Here is a 25920-nt window from a genome sequence, read left to right as displayed (position 1 = left end):
TTTGGCCGAACTGCGTGGCCAAGGCAAGAGCGCGCGCGCCACACCAGATCAGATATGCAGCTTCAACAGCCGAGCTGCGCCAGATAGCTGCTGCGGCTGCGTTGAGCCACGTCCCGGGAGTAGCCTATGACGCAATTGCGCGTGCCGCAGCGTGCGGACAGCAGGGCGAGCTCGGCATGGCTGAAAAATTCGGCTGATGTCGCGGTGCAGTCCACTGCCGCAACGCCGATCGAGACGGTCAGATGCTCGCCGTCGCCCTCACTGGTGACGAAACGCAGCGCCTCGACGTTCTGCCGCAACCGCTCTGCAATTGCTTCAGCTGTATTTTGCGAGACGCCGGCAAACAGAAAAGCGAACTCGTTTCCGCCGATGCGGGCAACGAAATCGTCCTTCTTGATCGCCTTGCGGAAAAGCGCTGCCAGCCGGCGCAGCGCCTTGTTGCCGGCGGTGGGGCCGTATTTGCCGTTGATTTCGCGGAAATGGTCGATGTTGAGCAGCACAAGCGATGTGGCTGATGCCCCCTGAGCGCCCGAAAACAGGTCGCCGAGCTTCTCGAGGAAAGCCGCCCGGTTGGGAAGCGCCGTCAAGGCATCACGCAGGGAACTCGCCTGAAGATCTGTCCGGCTTTTCTCAACCTCGCGGATTTTCATCAGCCCCATGGAAACGAAATGCCGGAGACTCGTTTGTTCCTCGTGAATATCGCCCATCAATTGCGCAAGCCGCTCCGTTGCAGGCAGCTCGGAGTGATCTTGCCCGGAAAGACTGGCAATAAATGTTTCGGTGCGTTGCAGGCCGGCTTCCAGCCGCGCGGAAATCTGCTTCAGCGTCTCGAAGGCCGTAGCTGCCATCTGCTCGGCCTCGATCTTCGAAAAACCCGGCAGATTGTGTCTCTGGCCGACAATATCGATTTCATGCTGTTGCGGCGCGTTGCCAAGGGCGAGAATATCGCGTCCCATCGCCGGGTTATGCCCTGACAATATTTCGTAGATCAGTTCGTAGTTTCGCGGCAGCGGAGCAATATTCATCTTGTCGATGAACTGAGCAATTTTTGTAAAGACGAGACCGTTCCTTGCCTTCTCGCGTTTTTTATCGCCCGCCGTTGACGTCACTGACAGCCCCAATACCAATAAATTATGAATGCACCGGTGATAACCGATTGTTGAACACGATTATTCTTACAAGCAACGGTTTAAAATAGGCTAAACCTGACGAGGTTTTCATTGCCGTGAGACCCCAATTCTCGTGGAGGGGACGGTTGAGCGCCGGATGCGGTTTTTGATCAGTAGTATGACAAATCCTGATTTGATTTCAGGCGGCGGTCGTTTTTATATCGCATCATCGATGTAGCAGAAGAGGGTGCAGCCTATGACGACCTCCAGAACCTTATATTCACTTTGCGGAAGCGATAGCGCACGGCCGTTCTCTCCCCATTGCTGGAAAACCGTGCTTTCGCTGGCGCATAAGGGGCTGGAGTTCGAGGAGCGTCCCTTGCCCTTCACGGTCATCCCGACGGTGGAGGACGGTTTTTCGAGGACCGTGCCGATCCTTCGTGATGGCGACCAGCTGGTGAGCGACAGTTTCGAGATCGCCCTTTATCTGGATGAGGCCTATCCGGAGCGGCCGTCGCTGTTTAACGGGGAAGGCGGCAAGGCGATGGCGCGTTTCGTTGAAAGCTGGTCGCAGACGGTACTGCACCCGGCCATCACCCGCATTGCCGTGCTCGATATCCACAATATGCTTGATGAGCCTGACCGCCTTTATTTCCGCGACAGCAGAACGAAGGCGCTCGGCCGGACGCTAGAGGATGTGGTGGCGAACCGTGAGGCGGAAATCGCGGCCTTCCCAGCGCTCCTGGCGCCGATCCGCCGCATGCTGGGCTTCCAGCCTTTCATCGGCGGCTCATCGCCGCTGTTTGCGGATTACATTGTTTTCGGTGCGCTGCAATGGGCAAGGATTACCACCGGAGCGGATCTGTTTTCCGAAAACGACCCCGTCCGTGACTGGTTCGAAGGCTGCCTAGACCTCCACGACGCCAGAGGCCGCAGTGTGACAGCGGCGTGAAATGTCTGCAGCCATCGTCGCAATGTGGTTGATCCCCCTTGTTTTCGGGCCTTTGGGCGGGTAAAGACCGCCCACTTTCTCTATAGGAAAAGGAAACGGACACATGGCGATTGAACGCACATTTTCGATGATCAAGCCGGACGCAACCAAGCGTAACCTGACTGGCGCGATCACCAAGGTATTTGAAGACAACGGTCTGCGCATCGTCGCCTCCAAGCGCGTCTGGATGAGCAAGCGCGAAGCCGAAGGCTTCTACGCCGTTCACAAAGAGCGTCCCTTCTTCGGCGAACTCGTTGAAGGCATGACCTCCGGCCCGACCATCGTTCAGGTTCTGGAAGGCGAAAACGCTATCCTCAAGAACCGCGAAATCATGGGCGCAACCAACCCGGCCCAGGCTGCTGAAGGCACCATCCGCAAGAGCTTCGCGCTTTCCATCGGCGAAAACTCCGTTCACGGTTCGGACGCTCCTGAAACCGCCGCACAGGAAATCGCCTACTGGTTCGCCGAAACCGAAATCGTTGGCTGATTCAAAATATCAACGGCTTGAATCGCCCTCTCAGGCGATGGCATGAAGCCGCTGAAAAGACTCGATGAAACGGAGCCGAAAGGCTCCGTTTTTTTGTATTATTTGCAGGTAGATTGTTTCCTGTGCCGAGCATCCGCCCCCCCTCATTCCTGTGCTTGTCACAGGAATCCAGCCGACGCGCGTCCGCGCGGCGAAAGAGTCTGTCCAGCCCAAGGACGTGGGCTGGCTAGATTCCTGTGACAAGCACAGGAATGAGGGGAGGTTCAATTTTCGCTTCGTCTCCTCCGACGATCGTCACGACGCCGGACACCCCTCGACAGGCCGCATATCCGTCGTGCCGTCCGCTTTGAACACGTCCGGATTGGGTGTGTAGAGCGGCCCTACCGTCAGCGGTTTGGCGGGAAGGAGCGACTGGTCGGTGTCGGAGCGGATGGTGGTCTCTATCGTCTGCAATACATCGCCTTCCGGCCCTTTGATGCGGATCGTGACCTTGTAGGGGCGGTCCTGCTTGACGCATTCGACCGGCGGACTTTGAACGGCGATCTTTTCATCTGCCGGGAAAATCTTCTCCCTGGTCGTCAGCTCGGTGCCGCCGCGGGGATTTTCGAAGGTCGCTTCCAGTGTGCTGCCGTCGCGGATGGGGGCGATGCGCTGCAAGGTCACGAGATAGGTGGCAATCGCCACACGGTAGTTAAAGACGAACATGCGGCCGGAAACCTTCGCGACATCGCGCGGCTCGTCCCGCTGACAACCGGAAAGACCGAGCACCATAGTGATCGCCAGCAACGGAATGGTTATTCCTTTCATGCCTGCGCTTCCTTCTTGCGGTGATAATGCCGGCTGGCTTTCTGCCGGTTGCCGCACACCGTCATGTCGCACCAGATGCGGCTTCTGTTCTTGCTGCGGTCGATGAAAAGCCAACCGCAATTGCCGCAAATCCGCAGCCGTTTCCGCGTCTCCGCCGCAAGCAGCGACAGAGCTGAATGGGCGGTCGCATTGGCAAGGCTCTCTCGCAGGGGAAACAACCGTAGTGCCGTGCCGCATGCGAAGAGAAGCCCGGCCAGCCGACCGTCGTCATCGTCGCCACTCGTCATCGAAGAGCGGAAATAATCGTCGATCGCCTCGCGAAGATCGAGAAATACCTGCCTCATGTCCGCTTCGGGCGCGATGAGTGCGGGAAACCTGTCGCGCTCCGCTCCGAGTCGGGTCGACGCCTCGGCAAAGGTGGCGATCTGCTCAGGCACAGCAAAACGGTCGACCGATTTTGCCGCGTCCGCGCGCAGGATGACGCTATTGGCGACATCGAGGGCCAATGCGCCGCCTGCGAAACGATGTTCTGTCCAGCGAAATGTCATGGCGACATTATAACTATCAAAATGGATTTTAACAGTTATAATGCGATGGGGAGGACGGATTGGCTTATTTCCTGCAACAATTGCTGAATGCCGTACCGGTAGCCTCGCTTTATGCGGTTCTGGCGTTCGGCTATGCCATCGCCTTTTCGGTCACGAAACGGGCCGATGTCACCTATGGCGCGATCTTCGCTTTCGCCGGTCAGACCTGTCTGCTGTTTGCCGATTTTGGCTGGAACCGGCTGTGGCTGATCTTGCCTGCAACACTCGCGCTTGGGGCAGGGGCCGGTCTTTTCGGCGGTCTGTGGGCGGCGGCTTTCATCGGCAGGGCGGTGATGCGGCCCCTGGCGAAAGCCTCGCCCAATGCGGTGACGGTCGCCTCCATTGGCGTGCTGATCGCGCTCACCGAAAGTGCCAGACTTGCCGCCGGCACGCGGCAATTATGGCTGCCACCGCTTTTGTCGGAACCGGTGCGATTCTGGGCCGATGGAAGCTTCGCCGTCACCCTGACGTCGATGCAGATGCTGAACACGGCTGTCTTCTGCCTGCTCATTCTCGCAGGCACTTTCTACCTCCAGCGTTCCGGCTTTGGCAGACGCTGGAAGGCGGTGTCGGACGATGCTTTCGCCGCGTCACTGTGCGGGGTAAATGCAGGCAGGGTGTTCCTGCTGTCCTACTGTGCAGCGGGTCTGCTTGCCGCCATCGCCGGCGTCCTCGCCACGTTTTATTACGGCACCATGGATTTCGGTGCCGGTCTGGTGTTCGGCCTGAAGGTCGTGCTGATTTCGGCAGCGGGCGGTTATGCAAGCCCGCTCGTCTGCGCGCTCGGGGCTGCTGCCGTCGGGTTCGCGGAAACGCTATGGGTCGGTTACGGCCCGGTTATCTGGCGGGATGCGGCGGTTCTGGCACTTCTGGTGGGCTGGCTGATCGTCATGCGTAGCAGGGTGGAAGCGCCCTAGAGCATTTCCAGGAGGGGTGGCGTCCGGTTTTCGTCCGGAAGTGCGGGAAAACACAAAGCGTTACCGCCATTTGTCCTTGGCCGTGTCGTCGGTCGTCTTTGCGGCAACCCAGTCGCCCTTCGTGCCATCCTTGCCATGTTCCTTTTTCCAGAACGGGGCGGACGTCTTGAGGTAGTCCATCACGAAATTTGCGCCGTCGAAGGCGGCCTGCCGGTGCCGGGAAGCGGCAATGACGAGGACGATATTCTCGCCGGTGGCGATCTTGCCATGGCGATGAATGGCGGTGAGGCCGAGGAGGTCGAAGCGTTCGATGGCGAGTTGCGCGATGCGGGTCATTTCCGCTTCGGCCATGCCGGGATAATGCTCGAGTTCCAGCGCCGCGAGCGTGCCGCCATCATCGCGACAAAGCCCGGTGAAGGCCACCACCGCGCCGATGCTCTTGTCGCCTTCCGTCAGCCTGCGGGTTTCTTCCGCAGCGTCGAAATCCTGTGCCTGCACGCGGACCGTCGGCTGCATCCGGTTATCCCCCCGTCATGGGCGGGAAAATGCCGATCTCGCGCGCACCGGCAATGCTCTCGTCATGTTCAACATGCTCCTGATTGACCGCAACGCGGATCACATCTGGAAATTCGAAGGCGGCTTCGTAGTTTTCACCAAGGGTTGAGAGATAGGCGATCAGCTCACCGGCCGTGGTAACGGAGGAGGGGATATCCAGCTCCTCCTCCGCCGTGCCGATCTTTTCGCGAACCCAGGCGAAATAAACGATCCGCGCCATCATTCTTCGTCCACGATGTGCTTGAGACCCGCCTTGAAGTAGTCGTAGCCGGTGTACATGGTCAGCGCTGCTGCTAGCCAGAGAAGCGTAATTCCCATCTCGGTCGTGTAGGGCAGAACCTTGTCTCCCGCGGGACCGGCAAGAAGAAAGGCGATGGCCACCATCTGGATGGTGGTCTTCCACTTCGCGATGCGGGTGACGGGAACGCTGACCTTCAGCGCCGCCAGATATTCACGCAGGCCCGAGACCAGAATTTCGCGGCAGAGAATGGTGATGGCGGCCCACAGCGACCAGCCGGCAATGGTGCCGTCCGCTGCCATCAAGAGCAGCACTGAGGCGACCAGCAGCTTGTCGGCGATCGGGTCCAGCATGCGGCCGATATTGGAGGTCTGGTTCCAGATACGCGCCAGATAACCATCCAGAAAATCGGTCAGCGAGGCGACGATGAACAGCCAGAGTGCCGTCCAGCGCGCAAAATCCGAGCTTTCCAGCTTTCCTTCGATGTAAAAACACAAAACGATGACGGGAACCGCCAGAATGCGGGCATAGGTGAGAAGGTTGGGAATGCTGTATGCGCGCGAAGCCATGGGAAACCTGTCAGTCTGGATAAGCTGCCTTGATGCCGCCCCTGACGCATAGGGTCAACACGTTATTATGTTTTTTTAGCAGTTCGTTGCGACAGTGCGCCTTCAATCGCCACTGCTCTCATGGAAGTGATTGTAGATTTGCCGCGCTACGGCTTCTGAAATGCCGGTGACATTCATCAGATCGTTGAGGCCTGCGCGTGAAACCGCCTTGGCCGTACCGAAATGCTGCAGCAGCGAGCGCTTGCGTCCTGGGCCGATCCCCGAAATTTCATCCAGCGGATTGCGCACCATTTCCTTCTTGCGCCGCGCCCGGTGTGAGCCGATGGCAAAACGGTGGGCCTCGTCGCGCATGCGCTGGATGAAGTAAAGCACGGGATCGCGCGGCGGCAGGGAAAAATCGCTGCGGCCATCCGCAAAGAAGCGCTCGCGGCCCGCCTCGCGGTCCACACCCTTGGCGACGCCGATGGCAATCACGCTGTCGCGAATGTCGAGCTCATCGAGGATGGCACGCACCGCCGTCATCTGTCCCTGACCACCATCGATCAGGATAACGTCCGGCCAGGCGGGGAAGGGCATGTCCGCGGCTTCCTCGGGTGTGGGCGTCAGCGTCTGTGCGCGGTCGGGCTTGCCCTCTTCCTTCAACAGGCGCGAGAAGCGGCGGGTCATGACCTCACGCATCATGCCGAAGTCGTCACCGGGAGTGATGTCAGTCGATTTGATGTTGAACTTGCGATACTGGTTTTTCACGAAGCCTTCCGGCCCCGCCACCACCATGCCGCCCACGGCATTTGTGCCCATGATGTGCGAGTTGTCGTAAATCTCGATCCGGCGCGGCACGTAAGGAAGGTTGAAGGTTTCTGCGAACCCCTTCAGCAACCGCGCCTGAGACGAGGTTTCCGCCAGCTTGCGGCCATGCGCCTCGCGGGCATTGGCAAGAACATGGTCGGTGATGTCTTTCTTCTCGCCGCGCTGCGGCACGTTGATCGTGACCTTGTGTCCGGCTTTTTCGCCAAGAGCAGCGGCCAGCAATTCCTGTTCCTCTACGGTTTCGGAAAGCAGGATCTGCTTCGGCACCGGTTTGTCGTCGTAAAATTGCGCCAGAAACGCATTGAGGATTTCCGAGCCGGGCAGGGACGGGTCGGCCTTCGGGAAATAAGCGCGGTTGCCCCAGTTCTGGCCGGTGCGGAAAAAGAACACCTGGATGCAGGATATGCCGCCCTCGTGATGGATGGCGAAAACATCCGCCTCCTCGATGCCGGCCGGATTGATGCCCTGATGGCTCTGGACGTGCGAGAGCGCCGCCAGCCGGTCGCGATAGACGGCGGCGCGCTCGAAGTCGAGATCCTCGGCCGCCTCGTTCATCTGCCGGGCAATCGCGGTCTTGACGCTCTGGCTCTTGCCGGACAGGAAATCCTTGGCTTCCTTGACGAGTTCCGCATACCCCTCATCGCTCACCTCATGTGTGCAGGGGCCGGAACAGCGCTTGATCTGGTAAAGAAGACAGGGACGCGTGCGGGTTTCGAAAACGCTGTCGGTGCAGGTGCGGATCAAGAACGCGCGTTGCAGTGAATTGATCGTGCGTCCAACGGCTCCGGCAGAGGCGAAGGGTCCGAAGTAGTCGCCCTTGCGCGCCCGCGCACCCCGGTGCTTGAAAATCGCCGGTGCACGATTGTCGGCTGTGATCAGGATATAGGGAAATGACTTGTCGTCGCGCAAAAGCACGTTAAAGCGCGGCCGCAAGCGTTTGATGAGGTTAGCTTCCAGGAGAAGCGCCTCGGTTTCCGTGCGGGTGGTGACGAATTCCATATGGGCGGTCAGCCGCACCATCTGCGCAATGCGGTTGGAATGCACGCGACCCTGGGCATAGTTACCGACGCGCTTCTTCAGCGAGCGCGCCTTGCCGACGTAGAGAACGTCGTTCGCCTCGTTGAACATGCGGTAGACACCCGGCGAGTTCGGCAGGTGTTTGACGAATTCGCCGATCAGATCCATGCCCTTCAGGCCGGATTCGTTTTTCCAGCCGGCATTCCAGTCCATGCCGGCAACGTCGCGCGGTGCCTCGGCCGCGTCTGTCGCGGCAAGGTTTGCATCGTCGTCTTCGTCATCGGTTTCATCGAAGAGAATACCGCCGTCAGGCAGCTTCTTTCCGTTCATTCAGGTATCTCCGCCACATCAGGGGTTTCCCAGCCAAGATGCTGGCCGCCATCGAGCGCGATCATTTGTCCGGTGATCGACGGCGTATCAAAAAGAAAGCGAATCGTCCGCCCGAACTCGTCGGGTTCCGGACCGCGCTTTAATATAAGGCCGTCGATCTGCGCCTGAAAGTCCTCCGGCGCCTGTCTTTCGCTTTTGAAGGAGGGACCCGGCCCGATGGCGTTGACGCGCACCCGCGGCGCAAAACTCTGCGCCATCGTCCGTGTGGCTGTCCAAAGGGCCGATTTCGAAAGCGTATAGGAGTAAAAACGCGGCGTAAGCGCAAGTACACGCTGATCGATGATGTTGACGATCAATCCGGATTTATCCTGAGGCAATTGCTGAACGAAGGCGGCCGCGATGAGGGAAGGCGCCCGCACGTGCACGGAAAAATGCGCGTCGAAGATTGCCGGATCGGGCGTTTCTGCCGAATCGTCCAGAAAAATGGATGCATTGTTGACGACGACGCCTATCGGGCCGAGCACCGAAGATGCCTGTTCGACAAGCGCCATTGTTGGCGATGATTGTGTCAGATCCGCCTGAACGGCAACGGCCTTGCCGCCTTTTTGCCTTATTTCGTTAGCGAATTCCTCGGCTTGCCTCATAGAGGCATTGGCGTGGACGGCAATCGCAAAGCCATGCGAGGCCAAATCCGTGGCGATCGCCCGCCCGAGCCGCCGGGCGGCACCCGTTATCAAGACTGTCTTCGGTATATTTTCTTTCACAGCGGACCTGCATTTGCTCATACACGCCCTATTTGCTGGATATAATCGCAAATCGCAAGCTGTCCGTGGGCCGTAAAAGAATTGTGTGGATTTTTATTGGTAATGTAATTTAAATTTAATTTGAATATAACTAAGTTTAAATTCGATATATTGGAAATTAAGTTTCCGGTAGGGTTAATAAAACCCTTGTGACAATTAGGCAACGTCTAATTCTAGTCACGTGTCTGCCCCAAACAATTCACATTTTGGCTCTTTGATCTCCGCATTCTCCCATCAAATTCAATTTTCAGAGGGGCGATTAACCCGACGAATTTACCGCGTCTAAAAACAATGTTTTGAGTACGGCGCGGTCCTGAAAGGAGAATAACATGCGTATTTTCGTAGCAACCATTATGGCTTCGACCATTGCAGCCGCCGGTTTCTCGGCTGCTCACGCCGCTGACGCCGTAAACGACGTGCCGCAGGCACCGGTAGCCTACGACCAGCCCGCTCCGGTCAAGAACTGGACCGGCGCTTACCTCGGTGGTACCGCCAACTACGATTGGGGCCGTTTCAGCTCCAGCAACGACGGCCGTGACGCCAAGGGCGCCGGCGGCGGCATCTACGGCGGTTACAACATGCAGAACGGCCAGATCGTTTACGGTGCCGAAGCAGACGTTAACCTCGGCCGCGAGCGCGGTTCCGCTGGTACGGTTGGTGGCAACGCCGTCGAAGGCAAGCAGGGCGTCAACGGCTCGCTGCGTGCCCGTGTCGGTTACGACATGAACCCGTTCCTGCTGTACGGTACGGCTGGTCTCGCAGCCTCCGACAACAAGGTACGTGACGCGACCTCCAAGGACAGCGCAACCGCCCTCGGCTACACCGTTGGTGCCGGCGTTGAAGCCATGGTTACGGACAACATCACTGCCCGTCTGGAATATCGCTACAGCGACTACCAGAAGAAGGACTACAGCCTGGACTCCGGCGCGTTCTCGCGCGGCTTCGACGACCACTCCGTCAAGGCCGGTATCGGCGTCAAGTTCTGATCCTTCAAGGATCGGTAAACAAAAGCCGGGGTTTACGCCCCGGCTTTTTCGTTTTTGCCATCAGCTACAGCATCCATGCCCGGCGATCAGGCCAGGCATGGCGCTCACATTGGCGTCAGGCGGCAGCCCTCATGTCCTTATAGGCTTCGAAACGCTTGCTGAATGTTTCCGGCCATTGCGCCAGCGCCTCGTGCCCTTCGGCCCATTCACCTGCAAAACGCAGATCGAGATAACCGATCAACGCCGCAAGGGCGAAATGTCCGCCATGCAGCTTCTTGCCGGTTTTCGGCAGGTTGGCGTTGAGATGATCCAGACCCTTCACCGCCTTTTTCCACTGCTTGTCGATCCATGGCTGGTGAACTCTGTCCTCCGGGCGGGAACGGCGCTCGTAAACGATGGCCAGCAGGCAATCCATGATGCCGTCGCAGAGCGCTTCCAGAATTTCCGCTTCGGTGCGCTTGCCGTTCTTTTTCGGGTAGAGCTTGCCGCCCGAAAGGCGGTCTAGATAGTGCATGATCGCGACGCTGTCATAGACCGAGCCGCCATCGTCCAGAAGCAGGACCGGAATTTTGCCGAGCGGATTGTTGTCAACCAGCGTCGCGGGCTCGGCATTGGTGTCGACGGCGACGTTGGTAATGTCGATGCCGAGATGGCGGGCGGCCATGCGCACCTTGGCGGAGTAGGGGGAAGTGACGGAGTAAAGCAGTTCCATAGCCGGGTCCTGACATATGTTGATGTGTGGGTATTAGCGAATGGGGACGATTTCGGTAGCGCTGACGCGGCAGCCCTTGCGGTCAAGCTCAGGGCAATCGCGGAATGTCATGTCCTTGTTGAGGCAGATACGGACTTCCTCAAGGCGTTTCCCGTCGCAGCTGATCGAGACGCCGCGTTTCGACATGCCGGGGTTGGCGTCGGTGAAGGCGGTTTCGATGGCTTCGGCGGAAAGGGTGGCGCCTTTAGCGCCCGAGGCAATCGTCTCCGGCAGCTTGACCGCCTCGAAGGCGGTTCGTGTTGCCGAAAAATAATCCTTCTGCGAAAGGCCGGAGCAGGCGCCGTGCTTGCGCCACTGGTGGCCGATCAGGCCCATGGAGGGCATGATGTCGAACATCGTGCGGCCGATTGCGTCGGGCACACGGTCCGGCTCGCTGCTCGTGCAGAATTCGGGGTATCCGGTTTCGTTTTGCGGCCAAAGCCCGTGTACGACGAAACCGTACCGCCTGTTGCTGCCGCATTGCTGGCGATTGCCGGAACCTTCGGAGCTGGCGCAGAACGCCGGCGACCAGGAGAGCGAAAGCACATAAAAATCGAAGCCTGTTCCGGCGGGCACAGGGTTTTTGCCCGTGTCTCGTCGGGCAATTTCCGGCTGGGATGTTTCGGGCCTGGAATTGCCGGCGGGCTGCGTTTGGGATTGGGTCTGCCGGTTGGTTGCAGAACCGGTCGGGGCCGGATTTTCCCGCGAAAACCACAGGGCCGCAAGCGACAGAAGACCGAGGGCGATGAAACCGGCATAACGCTTCATTTCGTGCACGTTCTCCGGAAAATGGACGACCTCGTATCGCCCGCAGACGACAAAGCGGTCTTACATAAATTTGTGAACGAGGCAAACGGGCAAAAAGGTTGAAAGCTTCGCCGCATAACGAATAGAGTCGAACGAATCTTCTGCGGAGTGCGGAAATCGGGTTGGGGTGAAGCTGGGGGAAATAGGCGGGCATGACCGCATGACATTCAAGAAATACATCTGGCCCATCATTGGTCTGGCAACGATCGGTTTTTCGGCCTGGCTGCTCTATCACGAGCTGCGCGGTCTTTCACTCGATGATCTATGGGAAAGCCTCACGGCCATTCGCGCGCGGGACTGGGTGTGCTCCGGCCTGTCGACGCTTGTCGCCTATGCCGCCCTTGCCGGTTACGACCGCATCGCTCTCCAGCATCTCGGCCGGAAGGTAAACTGGTTCTTCATCACGCTCACCTCCTTCACCACCTACGCGCTTTCCCACAATGTCGGGGCATCCGTGTTTTCCGGTGCCGTCGTCCGATACCGGGCCTATACGTCCAAAGGGTTGAGCGCTGCCGAAGTCGGCATTCTCGTCGGCCTTTGTTCCTTCACCTTCATCATCGGAACGATCATGCTCATCGGTCTGGTGCTGGTCTACGAACCGGACATTACCGAGCGCTTTACTGGCATCCTGCCCGTGGAAGCATCAACGACAACCGGCGTACTGCTGCTCGCCATCGTTGCACTTTATGTGCTCGGCAGTCTTTTGAAGCTGCGGCCGCTGAAAATCGGTTCGTTTTTTCTGCCATATCCCGTGCCGAAACTGGTGGCGCAACAGCTGGTCATCGGTCCGATCGAACTGATCGGAGCTGCAGGCATCATCTATTTCGCGCTGCCGGAAGCCGGAAATCCCGGTTTCATGATCATTCTCGGGATTTTCCTGATTTCCTTTTCCGCGGCGCTCATCTCGCACGCGCCGGGCGGGCTTGGCGTGCTGGAGCTGGTGTTCGTCACCGGCCTGCCTGATATGAACCCGGCTGACGTGATTGCGGCGCTGCTGGTGTTCCGGCTGTTCTACCTCATCATCCCGTTCATCATGGCGCTGTTCGTGATCCTGTTCTTTGAGCGATCGCAGCTTGCACAGGCGCGGAAGGGGTGAGGTAAGCCCTCAATCCTCTTCCGGCTTTTCCTCGCCGCGTAGCCAGAAGGCGCGGTGCGAGGCGTATCTGTCCTGCGCCATCACCGTCTTCAGGAATGGCAGCAGCGTGTGCAGCTCGTCCTTCAGCGTGTAGGGCGGGTTGACGACGATGAGGCCTGAGCCGCTCAAGCCTTCCAGCCGGTCGCTTTTCACGGAAAGTTCCGCGCACAGCATCTTCGGAATGTCGAAGGATTGCAGCCGCTCGTGGAAATCCTTGATCGGTGCGCCTTTTTTGAGCGGATACCACAGGCAATAGGTGCCGGTGGAGAAACGCCGATATGCCTTGTTCAACCCATCCGCCAGCCGCTGATATTCATTTTCAAGCTCGAAAGGCGGATCGACGAGGATGAGGCCGCGTTTTTCCTTCGGCGGCAGATGCGCGCCAAGCGACAGCCAGCCATCGAGCTCCGTCACCCGAACTTGATAATCTCCCTCGAACAGACGCGCCAGCGCGCGTGCGTCGTCCGGGTGCAGTTCCATGGCCGAAAGCCTGTCCTGCGGGCGGAACAGCATGCGCGCGAGCTTCGGCGAGCCGGGGTAGAACTGCATGCCGCCTTCGGGGTTAAGCTCTCTCACGGTGGAAAGATAGGGTTCCAGCAATTCGGCGACAGGGGCCGGCAGATCGGCGTCCATCAGCTTGCCGATGCCGGTCTGCCATTCGCCTGTCTTCTGCGCCTCTTCCGATGACAGATCGTAGAGGCCGATGCCGGCATGAGTATCCAGCACCCGAAACGCCTTGTCCTTGTTCTGCAGGTAACGGACGAGACGGGCGAGAACGGCGTGTTTGAGAACATCCGCGAAATTGCCGGCGTGGTAGATGTGGCGATAGTTCATGGGATGTGTCTCGCTTCCCGATGGGGATGATGAATATTCTTGATGGACGTCACTTCGGCCTTTTTGCCGCGTCGCTGATGCAATATAGAAAAGACATGAACCTTGCGACCCCGATTTCCGCTAAAAACGCCACCCCGAAAGCCGAAAGTGCCACGCGCATCGGCCACACGGTCTGTCCGCACGACTGTCCGAGCGCCTGCGCGCTGGAAGTGGACATCAATGCCGATGGCCGCATCGGCCGTGTGCGCGGCGCCAATGCCAATACATACACTGCCGGCGTCATCTGCGCCAAGGTGGCGCGTTACTCAGAGCGTATCTATCATCCCGGCCGTCTTTTGACCCCGAAGCGCCGCAAGGGTGCGAAGGGTGCCGGCGACTGGCAGGAGATATCCTGGGAAGCGGCACTGGACGAGGTTGCTGACGCCTTCGTCAAAGCCGAGGCAAAGCACGGCGCCGAAGCCATCTGGCCTTATTTCTATGCCGGAACCATGGGACAGGTTCAGCGCGATTCCATCGAGCGCCTGCGTCACGCCAAGAAATATTCCGGCTTTTTTGGATCGATCTGCACCAACATGGCCTGGACGGGTTATGTGATGGGTACAGGCGCGCTGCGCGGGCCAGATCCGCGCGAAATCGGCAAGGCCGATGTCGTTGTCATCTGGGGCACGAATGCTGTCGCCACGCAGGTCAACGTCATGACCCATGCGGTAAAAGCCCGCAAGGAACGTGGCGCGAAGATCGTCGTCGTCGATATCTATGACAATCCAACCATGAAACAGGCCGATATGCGCATCGTCCTGCGTCCCGGCACCGATGCGGCGCTCGCCTGCGCCATCATGCACATTGCCTTCCGCGATGGTTATGCCGACCGCGATTACATGGCGCGCTTCGCTGACGATCCGGCGGGACTTGAAGAGCATCTGAAATCGAAGACGCCGCAATGGGCGTCCGAAATCACCGGTCTTTCCGTGGAGGAAATCGAGGATTTCGCAAGGCTCGTGGGCACGACGAAAAAGACGTTCTTCCGGCTCGGTTATGGTTTCGCCCGCCAGCGCAACGGCGCGGTCGCCATGCATGCCGCCCTTTCTATCGCCACCGTTCTTGGCTCCTGGCAATATGAAGGCGGCGGCGCCTTCCACAATAACGGCGATATCTTCCGGCTCAACAAGGCGGAACTGATGGGCACAGCCTATGCCGACCCCAACGTGCGCCAGCTCGACCAGTCGCAGATCGGCCGCGTGCTGACGGGGGATGCGGAAGCGCTGCGACATGGTGGCCCGGTGACGGCGCTGCTCATCCAGAACACCAACCCCGTCAATGTCGCACCCGAGCAGCGGCTGGTGAAACAGGGTTTCCTGCGCGACGATCTTTTTGTTGCCGTGCATGAGCAATTCATGACGGAGACGGCCGAGTTGGCCGATATCGTGCTGCCGGCCACCATGTTCCTTGAACATGACGATATCTACCGCGCCGGTGGCCAGAACCACATTCTGCTTGGCCCCAAGCTGGTGGAGCCGCCGGAAACCGTGCGCACCAATCTCTTCGTCATCGAAGAACTGGCGAAACGTCTTGGTATCGACCATATGCCGGGCTTCGGTCTTTCAGCCCGCGACCATGTCGATCATATGCTGAAAGTCAGCGGCTGGGGCGATTTCGATACGTTGGCGGAAGAAAAATGGATCGATGCGCAGCCCTCTTTCGAGGTGGCGCATTATCTCGAGGGTTTTGGTTATGGTGACGGAAAATTCCGTTTCAGCCCCGAATGGGCGACAGGGCCGTCTCCAAACAAACCGCCGAAAAATATCGGCGTTATGGGGCCGGTTGCGCAATTTCCGAAATTCCCGGATCAGGTAGATGTCATCGAAACCGCCGACGGAGAGCATCCTTTCCGACTGGCGACATCGCCAGCGCGCAACTTCCTCAACTCCACCTTCGCGGAAACGAAAACCTCCGTGCAGAAGGAAGGACGTCCGGAAGTGATGATCTGTTCCGAGGACGCCACCCGCAACGGTATAGCCGATGGCGACATCGTGCGTATCGGCAATGGCCGCGGCGAAGTGCGCCTCCATGCGAAAATCGTGGAGGGTGCGAGGCCCGGCGTTCTGGTTGCCGAAGGGTTGTGGCCCAACAAGGCGCATCTGGACGGCGAGGGTATCAATGTTCTGACGGGCGCCGATGCCGTCGCCCCCTATGGCGGCGCGGCTTTCCACGACAATAAGGTGTGGCTCCACCGCGACGACGAAGCCTGAAAGGCTTGATATTGCACCGCAACAGGGCCAAGCTGAACACTTCCGCGACAGGCAAGGGAATATCCGGTGACACAGACGCAAGCGAAAAACGTTCCGGCCGACACTGATTCCGGCAGGGTCCGGCTGGTGGAAAAGGAAACGGTGTGGAAGGGCTTCGTGCATATGCAGAAGCTCATTTTCGACCAGCGCATGCCGGATGGCAGGACGATGCGCATCGTGCGGGAAGTGCATGACCATGGCAGCGCCGCCGCCATCCTTCTATACGATGCCAAACGCGACAGCGTGGTGATGGTGCGCCAGTTCCGCCCTGCCGTCTTCGTGAACGGCGATCCAAGCTTCATGATCGAAGTGCCAGCGGGGCTCCTCGATGACGACAACGCCGCCGACGCCATTCGCCGCGAGGCCATGGAAGAATCTGGCTACGCGGTGGAAAAGGTCGAATACCTGTTCGACATGTATGCCAGCCCGGGAACGCTCACCGAAAAAGTCAGCCTCTTCGTCGCCCGCATCGATCTCGACGTGCAGGCCGGCAGCGGCGGTGGTCTGGAAACCGAAGGCGAGGATCTGGAGGTTCTGACCTACGGCCTCGACGAAGCCTTCGCGATGATCGCGTCCGGCGAAATCACCGATTCCAAGACGATTATTCTGTTGCAGTGGGCCATGTTGAATCGCGCGGCTCTACGCAAACCTTAAGCGAACGCAACGTTTTCCAACTTTGCCGCAGCCGCAAGCTTCCTATCATGTGTTGCTAAAGGCACATTGTGCGAAATCGCAAGCGAGAGGTAGGCAGCATCATAGGCGGGAAGCGCATGTTTCGTGCCAGGCGGATGATAGAGACGTGATCGGCGATTGTGCCGTCCTCGTCAGACAGGAACCAAGCCGCGACTACCGAGGCGTCCACGACAAAGGCCATTACTTGCGGCCTTCTTCTTTCCACGCCTTGACCTCATCCGGAGTTGTCTTTTTTCGTTGCGACCGTTCTGTCCGCATCGCAGAGATGAGGTGTCGACGAGATTGAGGATCGATCGCTTTTACGAGGCATGCCACAGCTTCGTTCTGCGTGCGATAATAACATCTTCTCCCGCCTCAACCGGAAGCCTTCAACTCAGAATCTGCCCTTTACGCCGGCCCCAACGAAAAGCGACTGCATATCGCCGCCCGCCGTATCTTTATAAAACAGGCCGGTAGTTCCGCCAGTCGGTGTGAGGGTTTTGTCACCGCGACCGAAGCTCGTATATTCGTATGCGCCATCCAGGTAGAGGGAGGCATTCTCAGTCAGGGCATAGGCGATGCCCGCTTTTGCTCCGAACATGCCGCCAACATGGAATTTGTCGGTGAAGCGGATCGAACGCATCCAGTGATCGTCCGTGGCTTTCGCATAGATCATTGCGCCGCCTTCGAGGCCGGCATTCAGCGACCAGTTCCCGAATTTGCGCCCACCGGTCACATTGCCGTAAAATACGGGGATTTGCTGCCGGTAGGTGATGGCTTTTTCGCTATTGTTGAACTCACCGACATTATTGCGAAATCCTCTCCAACTGTAGATGTAGTCACCGCCATAGGCGGACCACTGCACGTCGGTATAGCGAAAGCCGATACCGGCACTGAGGTGCTGCAGCGGGTCTTCCAGCAGTGTTCTGTTGATTTCGATGCTTCCGGTCAGGTAGTGGTCGAGGCGAGTGTCGCCGTGCTGTGAGCGGTCGCTCCATCCAGTTTTCGATGTATCCCTGTAATAGGGAGGCAGCCAATCGTAGTCGGTCATGTAGCCATCGCCAGCAAAGCCGATTCGACCTTCCGTTTTTATGCGCCACTCGGGTGACAGCTCAAGTCCAAGCGATCCGCGTAACGCCATGGCATTTGTTGTTTTCCAGTCGAGTTGACTGTTTTTGTGGCTTCCGTTGTAAAAGGTCTCTGTGGCCTTGATGTTTAGAACACCGGCATCGAGCGAAGCGGTGATGCCGCTTTGCTCGGCGGCGAGCGGCAGGCTCGTACCCACCAGTAAAACGGCCGAAAGCGGCAGGGAAAACTTCGAAATTAGCATAATCGCTCCTGAATGACCGGAGGGCTCCAAAATGCGGGGCCGTTGCGGGCATTAAAGGTGATTATGGTAAACGTTCGGTTTATTTTAGAGGAAATACCACTTTAAGTATCTTTGTACTTTAGTGAAATATTTGTCAGTAAGCAGAAATCAGGCTGGAATACTCAGATTTACTTGCGTCGCCGCTGGAAATGGCTTTCCCACCTTCCATCCGCACCTTGCCTTCCGCAAGCTGCTTCAGGGCAAGTGGATAAAGCTGGTGTTCGACGGTGAGTATCCGCGCCGCCAGCGTCTCGGCCGTGTCGTCGGAAAGAACCGGCACCGCGCCCTGCGCGATCGTCGGGCCTTCGTCCATGCCTTCGGTGACGAAATGTACGGTGCAGCCGGAAATCTTCATGCCGCTGTCGATGGCGCGCTGGTGGGTGTGCAGGCCGGGGAAAAGCGGCAGCAGGGAAGGGTGGATATTGATGATGCGGCCTTCATAGGGGGCGATGAAATTCCCGGAGATCAGCCGCATGTAACCGGCAAGACAGATGATATCAGGCGCAATCTCGCCAAGTGCGGCCAGAATGGCGCCCTCATGCTCGGCTTTGCTGGCATAGGTCTTGCGCTCGAAAACGAGCGTGGGAATACCGAACGCCCGCGCCTTTTCCAGCCCGCCTGCCGACGCCTTGTCCGAAATTACACAGGCGATCTCGGCCGGAAAATCCGTCTCCTGACAGGCCTTGGCAAGCGACACCATGTTGGAGCCGCTGCCGGAAATGAAAACGACGACACGTGCGCGGCCAGATCGAGAGGCGGCGCTCATCATAGGCTGAGGGCGCCCTTGTAGATCGTGCCGTGCGCACCCTCTTCGCGGGCGACCATGCGGCCGAGCGGGAACACGGTCTCGCCTTCCGCCGTCAGAGCATCGGTGACCTTGGCGGCATTTTCAGCCGAAACGACCACGATCATGCCGACACCACAGTTGAACGTGCGCAGCATTTCTTTGGCTTCAACGCCACCGGTTTTTGCAAGCCACGAGAACACAGCCGGAACCTCGATCGCGTCGAGATCGATCTCGGCGGCGAGATGCTTGGGCAGAACGCGCGGAATATTTTCCGGGAAGCCGCCGCCGGTAATATGCGCCAGCGCCTTCAGCGCGCCGGTCTCGCGAATTGCCTTCAAAAGCGGCTTTACATAGATGCGCGTCGGCGTCAGCAGCGCTTCGCCAAGCTTCTTGCCATCTGCGAAGGGTGCCGGGGCGTCCCAGTCAAGGCCGGAGATCGAAACGATCTTGCGCACCAGCGAAAAACCGTTGGAATGAACGCCGGAGGACGAAAGTCCGAGAATGACGTCGCCTTCGGAAATATCGCCGGCGGGCAGAAGCTGGCCACGTTCGGCAGCACCCACGGCAAAGCCCGCGAGATCGTAGTCGCCATCGGAATACATGCCGGGCATTTCAGCGGTTTCACCACCGATCAGCGCACAGCCGGATTCGCGGCAGCCGGCAGCAATGCCGGACACGATGGCAGCGCCCTGATCCGGGTCGAGCTTGCCGGTCGCGAAATAGTCGAGGAAGAACAGTGGTTCTGCGCCCTGCACGACGAGATCGTTGACGCACATGGCTACGAGGTCGATGCCGACGGTGTCATGGAAATTCGCGTCGATGGCGATCTTCAACTTGGTGCCGACGCCGTCATTGGCGGCCACCAGAACCGGATCGTTAAAGCCTGCGGCCTTCAGATCGAACAGGCCGCCGAAGCCGCCGATTTCGCCATCCGCGCCGGGACGCCGCGTCGAGCGCACCGCCGGTTTGATCTTTTCGACCATCAGGTTGCCGGCGTCGATATCCACACCTGCGTCACTATAGGTAAGACCGTTCTTGCCCGACTGGCTCATCGCTCTCGTCTCCGCTGGTTCCTTTGGCGTCGCCATTCGCACGGGACGGGGCCTGATGCAAGGGTTTGAGTGGCAAAAGCTCCGGTTTTTAACGGCTTTGCGACGGTTTGACGTTTTGTGTGCCTCGGGCCTCTCGACAGCGATATGCGCAGCGCATACTTGAAAACCCGTCGTCGTTGCACAGACCTGGTAACCGCCGTGTCTATCGCTACCGGGCCACCGGCCTTGACCATGTGCATATGCGCATCCTATCTCCATCATGGGCAATGACGGCACGGCGACAAGAGGATGAACGGATGCAACCCCATGTGAGCGGTACGAGCCTGCGCCGGCAGGTTTTTTTCTGGATTGGCGTGCTTGCCGTCTTTATCTTTTTCCTGATGGTCTTCAGCTCCATCCTCCTGCCTTTCGTGGCGGGCATGGCACTTGCCTATTTTCTCGATCCGGTTGCCGACTGGCTGGAGCGCCGAGGCCTGAGCCGGTTGATGGCCACCGTCGTTATCCTCGTCACCTTCGTGCTGATTTTCGCGCTGTCGCTCATTATCATCATTCCGCTGATTGCCGCCCAGGCATCCGAATTCATCACGCGCATCCCGCAATATATCTCGTCCCTGCAGCAGTTGATCGCCGGTGCGGACGCCAATCTGCTGCCTGACTGGGTGAGCAACCAGATCAATGCAGTGAAGGAGAATTTTTCCAAGCTGCTGACCGAAGGCGCGGGCTTCATCGGCACCCTGCTGACGCAGATCTGGAATTCCGGTAAATCGCTGGTCGATGTCATGTCGCTGCTGGTCGTCACACCCGTCGTCGCCTTCTACCTGCTGCTCGACTGGGACCGGATGATCGACAAGGTCGATAGCTGGATACCGCGCGACTACGTGCATACGGTCCGCCAGATCGCCCGCGACATGGACAGGACGATTGCCGGCTTCGTGCGCGGGCAGGGGTCGCTCTGCCTCATCCTCGGCGTTTATTACGCTGTCGGCCTGTCGTTGGTGGGCCTGAATTTCGGCCTGCTGATCGGCCTTTTCTCCGGCCTTATCAGCTTCATTCCCTATATTGGTTCGATGGTCGGCCTCATCCTTGCCGTCGGCGTCGCCATCGTGCAGTTCTGGCCTGATTATATCTATGTATTTCTGACACTTGCCGTGTTCTTTTCCGGCCAGTTCATCGAAGGCAACATCCTGCAGCCGAAGCTCGTCGGCAGCAGCGTCGGCCTGCATCCGGTATGGCTGATGTTCGCATTGTTCGCCTTCGGTGCGCTTTTCGGTTTCGTCGGCCTTCTGGTCGCCGTGCCGGCGGCGGCAGCCGTTGGCGTGCTTGTCCGCTTTGCATTGTCGCGATATCTTGAAAGCGATCTTTATCATGGGCACGCCGCCAACCTTCCCTGGGAAGAACAGGAAACGTCCTCCGGCAAGGTTGACTCTCAGGGCTAACGATGACTGACCAAATCAAAAACGACAACGCCCGGTCGAAGGCCGAGCAGCTGCCGCTCGCATTCTCACACCAGTCCGCTTCCGGAAGGGACGATCTTCTCGTGTCCGACTCGCTCAAGGCTGCCGTCAGCCTTTTGGATGAATGGCCGAACTGGCCTTCGCCCGTGGTGGTGCTGGCCGGGCCTCCGGGTTCGGGAAAATCGCATCTCGCCAATATCTGGAAAAATATCAGCAGCGCGCAGGATATCCACCCGCAAGCCGGTGTTGGCGCTGCGCGTCTTGCCGAAACCGGAGCGGTTCTGTTCGAGGATGCCGATCGCCGCGGTTTTGACGATACCGAACTTTTCCATGTCATCAACAGCGTGCGCCAGCACGGCACCACGCTTTTGATGACCAGCCGGCAATGGCCGGCCGCATGGCCGGTGACCTTGCCGGACCTGCGCTCACGCCTGAAAGCCGTGACTGTGGTGGAGACAGGCGAGCCCGACGAGGGTCTTCTGGCACAGGTTTTGGTGAAACTCTTCGCCGACCGGCAGCTTTATATGGATGACAAACTCATAGGCTACATCGTCAACAGAATGGAGCGTTCACTCGATACGGCGCAGACGATTGTGGACCGTATCGACAGGCTGGCGCTCTCGCGTGGAACAAGGATAACCCGTCCCTTGGCGGCGGAAGTCCTCAACGCGATGGGCGAAGGGACAAGGGGTAGCGGGCTGGAGGTCGATTGACTGTCACAGTTCCGTCGTCAAACTGTTATACGGGCAAGAGGGACGATCGCGGGATGCAGCAGGATCACGGGACGGAAAGTCAGGGGATGGTACAGGACATGGACGCTATTGTGCAGGACGACTTCAACAAGGTTCAGCCGATGACCGAGGGCGAGAACCTCTGGGACAGCCCCGCGCGCTTCATCAACCGCGAATTCTCCTGGCTCCAGTTCAATCGGCGTGTTCTGGAAGAAACGCTGAACACGGATCATCCGCTGTTGGAGCGGCTGCGTTTTCTGTCCATCTCCGCCGCCAACCTCGATGAATTCTTCATGGTCCGCGTCGCCGGCCTCGAAGGCCAAGTGCGCCAGAAGATTACGGTCAAGACACCTGACGGCAAGACACCAGCCGAGCAGCTGGAAGACATTTTGAAGGAAATCGACAACCTGCAGATGGAGCAGCAGGCCTCGCTTGCCGTTCTGCAGCAATATCTCGCCAAGGAAGAAATCTTCATCGTGCGGCCTGCCGCACTTTCCGAAGCGGATCGTACCTGGCTGGGCACCGAGTTCGAGGAACGTATTTTCCCGGTGCTGACGCCGCTGTCCATCGACCCTGCGCACCCGTTCCCCTTCATTCCGAACCTCGGTTTCTCGATGGGCCTGCAGCTCGACAGCGTCAACGGCCGCGAGCCGATGACAGCTCTGTTGCGTCTCCCGACGGCGCTCGACCGCTTCGTTCGTTTGCCGGATGAGAAAAACGCCATCCGCTACATCACGCTTGAAGATGTGGTCGGTCTGTTCATTCACCGTCTTTATCCAGGCTATACAGTCCGTGGATTCGGCACGTTCCGCATCATCCGTGACAGCGATATCGAGGTGGAGGAAGAGGCGGAAGATCTGGTCCGCTTCTTCGAAAGCGCGCTGAAGCGCCGCCGCCGCGGTTCGGTTATCCGCATTGAGACCGACAGCGAAATGCCGCAGTCGCTCCGCCAGTTCGTGGTGCACGAGCTTGGCGTGCCTGATAATCGCGTTGCCGTTCTGCCCGGCTTGCTCGCGCTCAACACCATCTCGGAAATCGTGCGCGCACCGCGCGACGATCTGAAGTTCGAGCCTTACAACGCCCGTTTCCCCGAGCGCGTGCGTGAACATGCTGGCGATTGCCTTGCCGCCATCCGCGAAAAAGACATGGTGGTTCACCACCCCTATGAAAGCTTCGACGTGGTTGTGCAGTTCCTGTTGCAGGCTGCGCGCGACCCCGAAGTGCTCGCCATCAAGCAGACGCTTTACCGCACCTCCAACGACAGCCCGATCGTTCGCGCGCTGATCGACGCTGCGGAAGCCGGCAAATCCGTGACCGCGCTGGTCGAATTGAAGGCGCGTTTCGACGAAGAGGCGAACATCCGCTGGGCGCGCGATCTGGAGCGGGCCGGCGTGCAGGTGGTGTTCGGCTTCATCGAACTCAAGACGCATGCCAAGATGTCGATGGTGGTGCGCCGCGAGGACGGCAAGCTCAGAACCTATTGCCACCTCGGCACCGGCAACTACCACCCGATCACGGCCAAGATCTATACCGACCTGTCCTTCTTCACCTGCAACCCGAAGATCGCCCACGACATGGCGAATATCTTCAACTTCATCACGGGTTACGGCGAACCGGAAGAGGGCATGAAGCTCGCCATTTCGCCCTATACGCTGCGTGCGCGCATCGTGAAGCACATCAACGAAGAGATCGAGCACGCCAAGCGCGGTGCGCCGGCGGCGATCTGGATGAAGATGAACTCGCTGGTCGATCCCGAGATTATCGATACGCTTTACCGCGCCAGTGCGGCTGGCGTGGAGATTGATCTCGTCGTGCGCGGCATTTGCTGCCTGCGCCCACAGGTTGCGGGTCTGTCGGACAATATCCGCGTCAAGTCGATTGTCGGCCGCTTCCTCGAGCACAGCCGAATCTTCTGCTTCGGCAATGGTTTCGGCCTGCCTTCCGACAAGGCGCTGGTCTATATCGGCTCCGCCGACATGATGCCGCGCAACCTTGATCGCCGCGTTGAAACGCTGGTGCCGCTCACCAACCCCACCGTGCACGAGCAGGTTCTTTCACAGATTATGCTGGGCAATCTCATTGACAACCAGCAGAGCTACGAGATACTTGCGGACGGAACGTCGAGGCGCATCGAGGTGCGTAAAGGCGAAGAACCGTTCAACGCGCAGCACTATTTCATGACCAATCCCAGCCTTTCCGGACGTGGTGAAGCCCTGAAATCAAGTGCGCCCAAATTGATTGCCGGGTTGATTTCTTCCCGCAAGAAACAGGCTGAATGACTCGATCAGAAGCACAGGGGCGGCTGACCGGCCTTGCCCCCGTTTCCGTCATAGATATTGGTTCGAACTCCGTTCGTCTCGTCGTATATGAAGGTCTTTCCCGCGCGCCCGCCGTGCTGTTCAACGAAAAGGTCCTTTGCGGTCTCGGCAAGGGACTGGCCCTCACGGGCCGGATGCATGAGGAAGGCGTCAGCCGGGCGTTGATGGCACTTCGTCGCTTCCATGCGCTTTCCGAACAGGCGCAGGCGCAGCAACTCTACGTACTGGCGACAGCGGCAGCGCGTGAAGCGGAAAACGGCCCGGATTTCATCCGTGAAGCCGAAGCCATACTTGGTTGCGAGATCGAGGTGCTGTCCGGCGAAAAGGAAGCGCTTTATTCCGCCTATGGCGTGATTAGCGGTTTCCACGACCCGGATGGCATTGCAGGCGACCTGGGCGGCGGTTCGCTGGAACTCATCGACATCAAGGGCAAGAACTGTGGCGAGGGCATCACCCTGCCGCTCGGCGGCCTTCGGTTGTCGGAGCAATCGGATGGCTCGCTGGAGAAGGCGACGACCATTGCCCGCAAGCACGTCAAATCCTTCGCAAAGCTGCTGGCGGCCGGCGAGGGGCGTACCTTTTATGCCGTGGGCGGCACGTGGCGAAACATCGCCAAGCTGCACATGGAGATCACGGGTTATCCGCTGCACATGATGCAGGGATATGAATTGCCGCTGGCGGAAATGCTGAATTTTCTGGAAGAAGTCATCGTCTCCAGGGACAGCAAGGACCCGGCCTGGCAGGCGGTCTCCAAGAACCGCCGTTCGCTTCTGCCGTTCGGCGCCATCGCCATGCGTGAAGTTCTAAAGGCGATGAAGCCGGCAACGATCGCCTTCTCGGCGCAGGGCGTGCGCGAAGGTTATCTTTATTCGCTGCTGACGGAAGCGGAGCGGGATACCGACCCGCTGCTGGTCACGGCCGACGAGCTTGCCATTCTGCGTGCCCGTTCGCCCGAACATGCGCGCGAACTGGCCGACTGGAGCGGCCGCACCTTTCCGGTCTTCGGCATCGAGGAGACGGAAGAGGAAAGCCGTTACCGGCAGGCGGCCTGCCTTCTGGCCGATATCAGCTGGCGTGCACATCCGGACTATCGCGGCCTCCAGGCGCTCAACATCATCGCCCACTCCTCCTTCGTGGCGATCACCCATCCGGGCCGCGCTTACATTGCGCTTGCCAATTATTACCGCTTCGAAGGGTTGAACGACAACGGCACCACACAGCCGCTCGCCGCCATGGCGGGTGACCGCCTGCTGGAACTAGGCAAGTTGCTCGGCGGCCTGCTGCGCGTCGTTTACCTCTTCTCAGCCTCCATGCCCGGTGTCGTCGATCACCTGAAATTCCGCAAATCCACCAATCCGGATCTGGATCTGGAATTCGTCGTACCACACGCCTATTGCGATTTTGCCGGCGAGCGTCTGGACGGACGCCTGCAGCAACTGGCGAAGCTGACGGGCAAGCGGTTGGCGTTTGTGTTCGAGTAAGGGGCAGACGCCGGCCATTTGGCACCGCAGACAGTTGT

The 25920-nt window shown here is 58.8% G+C and carries 25 protein-coding genes; 11 read left to right on the top strand and 14 right to left on the bottom strand.

Annotation, left to right across the window (positions count from 1 at the left end; all coding sequences use genetic code 11):
* Nucleotides 1–62: 62 nt before the first annotated feature.
* The gene (locus tag ACQZ45_RS03805) at nucleotides 63–1109 is read right to left on the bottom strand and encodes a GGDEF domain-containing protein (protein WP_065658067.1); all 1047 of its coding nucleotides are present in this window, start codon (nucleotides 1107–1109) and stop codon (nucleotides 63–65) included.
* A gap of 256 nt (nucleotides 1110–1365) precedes the next feature.
* On the opposite strand from ACQZ45_RS03805, the gene ACQZ45_RS03800 reads away from it, so the two are divergent.
* Both ACQZ45_RS03800 and ndk read left to right on the top strand, forming a co-directional pair.
* A complete protein-coding gene (locus ACQZ45_RS03800; protein ID WP_013635852.1) occupies nucleotides 1366–2061 on the top strand; it encodes a glutathione S-transferase family protein in 696 nt (231 codons plus the stop codon).
* A gap of 103 nt (nucleotides 2062–2164) precedes the next feature.
* Nucleotides 2165–2587 (top strand): nucleoside-diphosphate kinase, encoded by a 423-nt coding sequence (ndk, locus tag ACQZ45_RS03795; RefSeq protein ID WP_003502118.1) that lies wholly within the window; start codon nucleotides 2165–2167, stop codon nucleotides 2585–2587.
* Nucleotides 2588–2881: 294 nt separating this feature from the next.
* On the opposite strand, the gene ACQZ45_RS03790 is transcribed toward ndk, so the two are convergent.
* Nucleotides 2882–3394, bottom strand: coding sequence for a hypothetical protein (locus tag ACQZ45_RS03790; protein WP_013635853.1), 513 nt, complete (start codon nucleotides 3392–3394; stop codon nucleotides 2882–2884).
* Nucleotides 3391–3942, bottom strand: coding sequence for a CGNR zinc finger domain-containing protein (locus ACQZ45_RS03785; RefSeq protein WP_013635854.1), 552 nt, complete (start codon nucleotides 3940–3942; stop codon nucleotides 3391–3393). The genes ACQZ45_RS03790 and ACQZ45_RS03785 overlap by 4 nt, the downstream gene beginning before the upstream one ends.
* A gap of 59 nt (nucleotides 3943–4001) precedes the next feature.
* Here ACQZ45_RS03785 and ACQZ45_RS03780 point away from each other — a divergent pair, with 59 nt between their 5' ends.
* Nucleotides 4002–4898, top strand: a complete 897-nt coding sequence (locus tag ACQZ45_RS03780; protein ID WP_113291450.1) for a branched-chain amino acid ABC transporter permease — start codon at nucleotides 4002–4004, stop codon at nucleotides 4896–4898.
* A gap of 60 nt (nucleotides 4899–4958) precedes the next feature.
* On the opposite strand, the gene ACQZ45_RS03775 is transcribed toward ACQZ45_RS03780, so the two are convergent.
* From ACQZ45_RS03775 to ACQZ45_RS03755, 5 genes are all read right to left on the bottom strand, one after another.
* The gene (locus ACQZ45_RS03775; protein WP_013635855.1) at nucleotides 4959–5414 is read right to left on the bottom strand and encodes a molybdenum cofactor biosynthesis protein MoaE; all 456 of its coding nucleotides are present in this window, start codon (nucleotides 5412–5414) and stop codon (nucleotides 4959–4961) included.
* A gap of 4 nt (nucleotides 5415–5418) precedes the next feature.
* Nucleotides 5419–5673 carry a molybdopterin converting factor subunit 1 gene (gene moaD, locus ACQZ45_RS03770; RefSeq protein WP_019565410.1) on the bottom strand — a complete coding sequence of 85 codons (255 nt, stop codon included), beginning with the start codon at nucleotides 5671–5673 and terminating at the stop codon, nucleotides 5419–5421.
* Nucleotides 5673–6260, bottom strand: coding sequence for a CDP-diacylglycerol--glycerol-3-phosphate 3-phosphatidyltransferase (gene pgsA, locus ACQZ45_RS03765; protein WP_003512433.1), 588 nt, complete (start codon nucleotides 6258–6260; stop codon nucleotides 5673–5675). The genes moaD and pgsA overlap by 1 nt, the downstream gene beginning before the upstream one ends.
* Nucleotides 6261–6362: 102 nt before the next feature.
* Nucleotides 6363–8414, bottom strand: coding sequence for an excinuclease ABC subunit UvrC (uvrC, locus tag ACQZ45_RS03760; RefSeq protein WP_162736165.1), 2052 nt, complete (start codon nucleotides 8412–8414; stop codon nucleotides 6363–6365).
* The gene (locus ACQZ45_RS03755; protein WP_112674517.1) at nucleotides 8411–9199 is read right to left on the bottom strand and encodes an SDR family oxidoreductase; all 789 of its coding nucleotides are present in this window, start codon (nucleotides 9197–9199) and stop codon (nucleotides 8411–8413) included. Before ACQZ45_RS03755 ends, uvrC begins: the two co-directional genes overlap by 4 nt.
* A gap of 347 nt (nucleotides 9200–9546) precedes the next feature.
* Here ACQZ45_RS03755 and ACQZ45_RS03750 point away from each other — a divergent pair, with 347 nt between their 5' ends.
* Nucleotides 9547–10203, top strand: coding sequence for an outer membrane protein (locus ACQZ45_RS03750; RefSeq protein ID WP_003512439.1), 657 nt, complete (start codon nucleotides 9547–9549; stop codon nucleotides 10201–10203).
* A 115-nt stretch (nucleotides 10204–10318) separates the two neighbouring features.
* On the opposite strand, the gene ACQZ45_RS03745 is transcribed toward ACQZ45_RS03750, so the two are convergent.
* Together ACQZ45_RS03745 and ACQZ45_RS03740 are read right to left on the bottom strand one after the other, a co-directional pair.
* The gene (locus tag ACQZ45_RS03745) at nucleotides 10319–10915 is read right to left on the bottom strand and encodes a glutathione S-transferase (protein WP_113291452.1); all 597 of its coding nucleotides are present in this window, start codon (nucleotides 10913–10915) and stop codon (nucleotides 10319–10321) included.
* Nucleotides 10916–10948: 33 nt separating this feature from the next.
* The gene (locus ACQZ45_RS03740; RefSeq protein ID WP_113291453.1) at nucleotides 10949–11722 is read right to left on the bottom strand and encodes a ribonuclease T2 family protein; all 774 of its coding nucleotides are present in this window, start codon (nucleotides 11720–11722) and stop codon (nucleotides 10949–10951) included.
* A 199-nt stretch (nucleotides 11723–11921) separates the two neighbouring features.
* On the opposite strand from ACQZ45_RS03740, the gene ACQZ45_RS03735 reads away from it, so the two are divergent.
* Nucleotides 11922–12857 carry a lysylphosphatidylglycerol synthase domain-containing protein gene (locus ACQZ45_RS03735; protein ID WP_113291454.1) on the top strand — a complete coding sequence of 312 codons (936 nt, stop codon included), beginning with the start codon at nucleotides 11922–11924 and terminating at the stop codon, nucleotides 12855–12857.
* A 9-nt stretch (nucleotides 12858–12866) separates the two neighbouring features.
* On the opposite strand, the gene ACQZ45_RS03730 is transcribed toward ACQZ45_RS03735, so the two are convergent.
* On the bottom strand, nucleotides 12867–13730 hold the full coding sequence (locus tag ACQZ45_RS03730) for a 23S rRNA (adenine(2030)-N(6))-methyltransferase RlmJ (protein ID WP_003512446.1): 864 nt from the start codon (nucleotides 13728–13730) through the stop codon (nucleotides 12867–12869).
* A gap of 29 nt (nucleotides 13731–13759) precedes the next feature.
* Between ACQZ45_RS03730 and ACQZ45_RS03725 the strand changes: the two genes are divergently transcribed.
* Both ACQZ45_RS03725 and ACQZ45_RS03720 read left to right on the top strand, forming a co-directional pair.
* The gene (locus ACQZ45_RS03725; RefSeq protein ID WP_162736166.1) at nucleotides 13760–15979 is read left to right on the top strand and encodes a molybdopterin oxidoreductase family protein; all 2220 of its coding nucleotides are present in this window, start codon (nucleotides 13760–13762) and stop codon (nucleotides 15977–15979) included.
* A gap of 66 nt (nucleotides 15980–16045) precedes the next feature.
* Nucleotides 16046–16672, top strand: a complete 627-nt coding sequence (locus ACQZ45_RS03720; protein ID WP_113291455.1) for an NUDIX domain-containing protein — start codon at nucleotides 16046–16048, stop codon at nucleotides 16670–16672.
* A gap of 412 nt (nucleotides 16673–17084) precedes the next feature.
* On the opposite strand, the gene ACQZ45_RS03715 is transcribed toward ACQZ45_RS03720, so the two are convergent.
* The 3 genes from ACQZ45_RS03715 to purM form a co-directional block, all read right to left on the bottom strand.
* On the bottom strand, nucleotides 17085–18020 hold the full coding sequence (locus tag ACQZ45_RS03715; protein ID WP_003512452.1) for an omptin family outer membrane protease: 936 nt from the start codon (nucleotides 18018–18020) through the stop codon (nucleotides 17085–17087).
* Between the two features lie 133 nt (nucleotides 18021–18153).
* Complete coding sequence (gene purN / locus ACQZ45_RS03710) at nucleotides 18154–18828, bottom strand: phosphoribosylglycinamide formyltransferase (protein WP_003512453.1); 675 nt, start codon at nucleotides 18826–18828, stop codon at nucleotides 18154–18156.
* Nucleotides 18825–19898, bottom strand: a complete 1074-nt coding sequence (gene purM / locus ACQZ45_RS03705; RefSeq protein WP_003512456.1) for a phosphoribosylformylglycinamidine cyclo-ligase — start codon at nucleotides 19896–19898, stop codon at nucleotides 18825–18827. The genes purN and purM overlap by 4 nt, the downstream gene beginning before the upstream one ends.
* 296 nt (nucleotides 19899–20194) lie before the next feature.
* On the opposite strand from purM, the gene ACQZ45_RS03700 reads away from it, so the two are divergent.
* The 4 genes from ACQZ45_RS03700 to ppx all read left to right on the top strand — a co-directional run bounded on the left by ACQZ45_RS03700 (nucleotide 20195) and on the right by ppx (nucleotide 25882).
* Complete coding sequence (locus tag ACQZ45_RS03700; RefSeq protein ID WP_013635868.1) at nucleotides 20195–21334, top strand: AI-2E family transporter; 1140 nt, start codon at nucleotides 20195–20197, stop codon at nucleotides 21332–21334.
* A 2-nt stretch (nucleotides 21335–21336) separates the two neighbouring features.
* Nucleotides 21337–22065: a DnaA regulatory inactivator HdaA gene (gene hdaA, locus ACQZ45_RS03695; protein ID WP_113291456.1), complete on the top strand. Its 729-nt coding sequence runs from the start codon at nucleotides 21337–21339 to the stop codon at nucleotides 22063–22065.
* A 98-nt stretch (nucleotides 22066–22163) separates the two neighbouring features.
* Nucleotides 22164–24362 (top strand): RNA degradosome polyphosphate kinase, encoded by a 2199-nt coding sequence (locus tag ACQZ45_RS03690; protein WP_075807550.1) that lies wholly within the window; start codon nucleotides 22164–22166, stop codon nucleotides 24360–24362.
* The gene (gene ppx / locus ACQZ45_RS03685; protein ID WP_003512464.1) at nucleotides 24359–25882 is read left to right on the top strand and encodes an exopolyphosphatase; all 1524 of its coding nucleotides are present in this window, start codon (nucleotides 24359–24361) and stop codon (nucleotides 25880–25882) included. The genes ACQZ45_RS03690 and ppx overlap by 4 nt, the downstream gene beginning before the upstream one ends.
* Nucleotides 25883–25920 lie beyond the last annotated feature (38 nt).

The organism is Agrobacterium sp. 16-2014-1-2a (genome assembly GCF_053522705.1).
Note: the sequence above shows the minus strand (reverse complement) of the source record. Positions and strands in the feature narration are given on the sequence as shown.

Excerpts from the sequence above, each read along its gene's own strand:
- ACQZ45_RS03700 (WP_013635868.1), top strand. The coding sequence starts at position 20,195 with ATGCAACCCCATGTGAGCGGTACGAGCCTGCGCCGGCAGGTTTTTTTC.
- ACQZ45_RS03750 (WP_003512439.1), top strand. The coding sequence starts at position 9,547 with ATGCGTATTTTCGTAGCAACCATTATGGCTTCGACCATTGCAGCCGCC.
- purM (WP_003512456.1), bottom strand. The coding sequence starts at position 19,898 with ATGAGCCAGTCGGGCAAGAACGGTCTTACCTATAGTGACGCAGGTGTG.
- ACQZ45_RS03725 (WP_162736166.1), top strand. The coding sequence starts at position 13,760 with ATGAATATTCTTGATGGACGTCACTTCGGCCTTTTTGCCGCGTCGCTG.
- moaD (WP_019565410.1), bottom strand. The coding sequence starts at position 5,673 with ATGGCGCGGATCGTTTATTTCGCCTGGGTTCGCGAAAAGATCGGCACG.
- ACQZ45_RS03775 (WP_013635855.1), bottom strand. The coding sequence starts at position 5,414 with ATGCAGCCGACGGTCCGCGTGCAGGCACAGGATTTCGACGCTGCGGAA.
- ppx (WP_003512464.1), top strand. The coding sequence starts at position 24,359 with ATGACTCGATCAGAAGCACAGGGGCGGCTGACCGGCCTTGCCCCCGTT.
- ACQZ45_RS03790 (WP_013635853.1), bottom strand. The coding sequence starts at position 3,394 with ATGAAAGGAATAACCATTCCGTTGCTGGCGATCACTATGGTGCTCGGT.
- purN (WP_003512453.1), bottom strand. The coding sequence starts at position 18,828 with ATGATGAGCGCCGCCTCTCGATCTGGCCGCGCACGTGTCGTCGTTTTC.
- pgsA (WP_003512433.1), bottom strand. The coding sequence starts at position 6,260 with ATGGCTTCGCGCGCATACAGCATTCCCAACCTTCTCACCTATGCCCGC.
- ACQZ45_RS03730 (WP_003512446.1), bottom strand. The coding sequence starts at position 13,730 with ATGAACTATCGCCACATCTACCACGCCGGCAATTTCGCGGATGTTCTC.
- ACQZ45_RS03735 (WP_113291454.1), top strand. The coding sequence starts at position 11,922 with ATGACATTCAAGAAATACATCTGGCCCATCATTGGTCTGGCAACGATC.
- ACQZ45_RS03690 (WP_075807550.1), top strand. The coding sequence starts at position 22,164 with ATGGACGCTATTGTGCAGGACGACTTCAACAAGGTTCAGCCGATGACC.
- uvrC (WP_162736165.1), bottom strand. The coding sequence starts at position 8,414 with ATGAACGGAAAGAAGCTGCCTGACGGCGGTATTCTCTTCGATGAAACC.
- ACQZ45_RS03785 (WP_013635854.1), bottom strand. The coding sequence starts at position 3,942 with ATGACATTTCGCTGGACAGAACATCGTTTCGCAGGCGGCGCATTGGCC.
- ACQZ45_RS03740 (WP_113291453.1), bottom strand. The coding sequence starts at position 11,722 with ATGAAGCGTTATGCCGGTTTCATCGCCCTCGGTCTTCTGTCGCTTGCG.
- hdaA (WP_113291456.1), top strand. The coding sequence starts at position 21,337 with ATGACTGACCAAATCAAAAACGACAACGCCCGGTCGAAGGCCGAGCAG.
- ACQZ45_RS03800 (WP_013635852.1), top strand. The coding sequence starts at position 1,366 with ATGACGACCTCCAGAACCTTATATTCACTTTGCGGAAGCGATAGCGCA.
- ndk (WP_003502118.1), top strand. The coding sequence starts at position 2,165 with ATGGCGATTGAACGCACATTTTCGATGATCAAGCCGGACGCAACCAAG.
- ACQZ45_RS03755 (WP_112674517.1), bottom strand. The coding sequence starts at position 9,199 with ATGAGCAAATGCAGGTCCGCTGTGAAAGAAAATATACCGAAGACAGTC.
- ACQZ45_RS03745 (WP_113291452.1), bottom strand. The coding sequence starts at position 10,915 with ATGGAACTGCTTTACTCCGTCACTTCCCCCTACTCCGCCAAGGTGCGC.
- ACQZ45_RS03715 (WP_003512452.1), bottom strand. The coding sequence starts at position 18,020 with ATGCTAATTTCGAAGTTTTCCCTGCCGCTTTCGGCCGTTTTACTGGTG.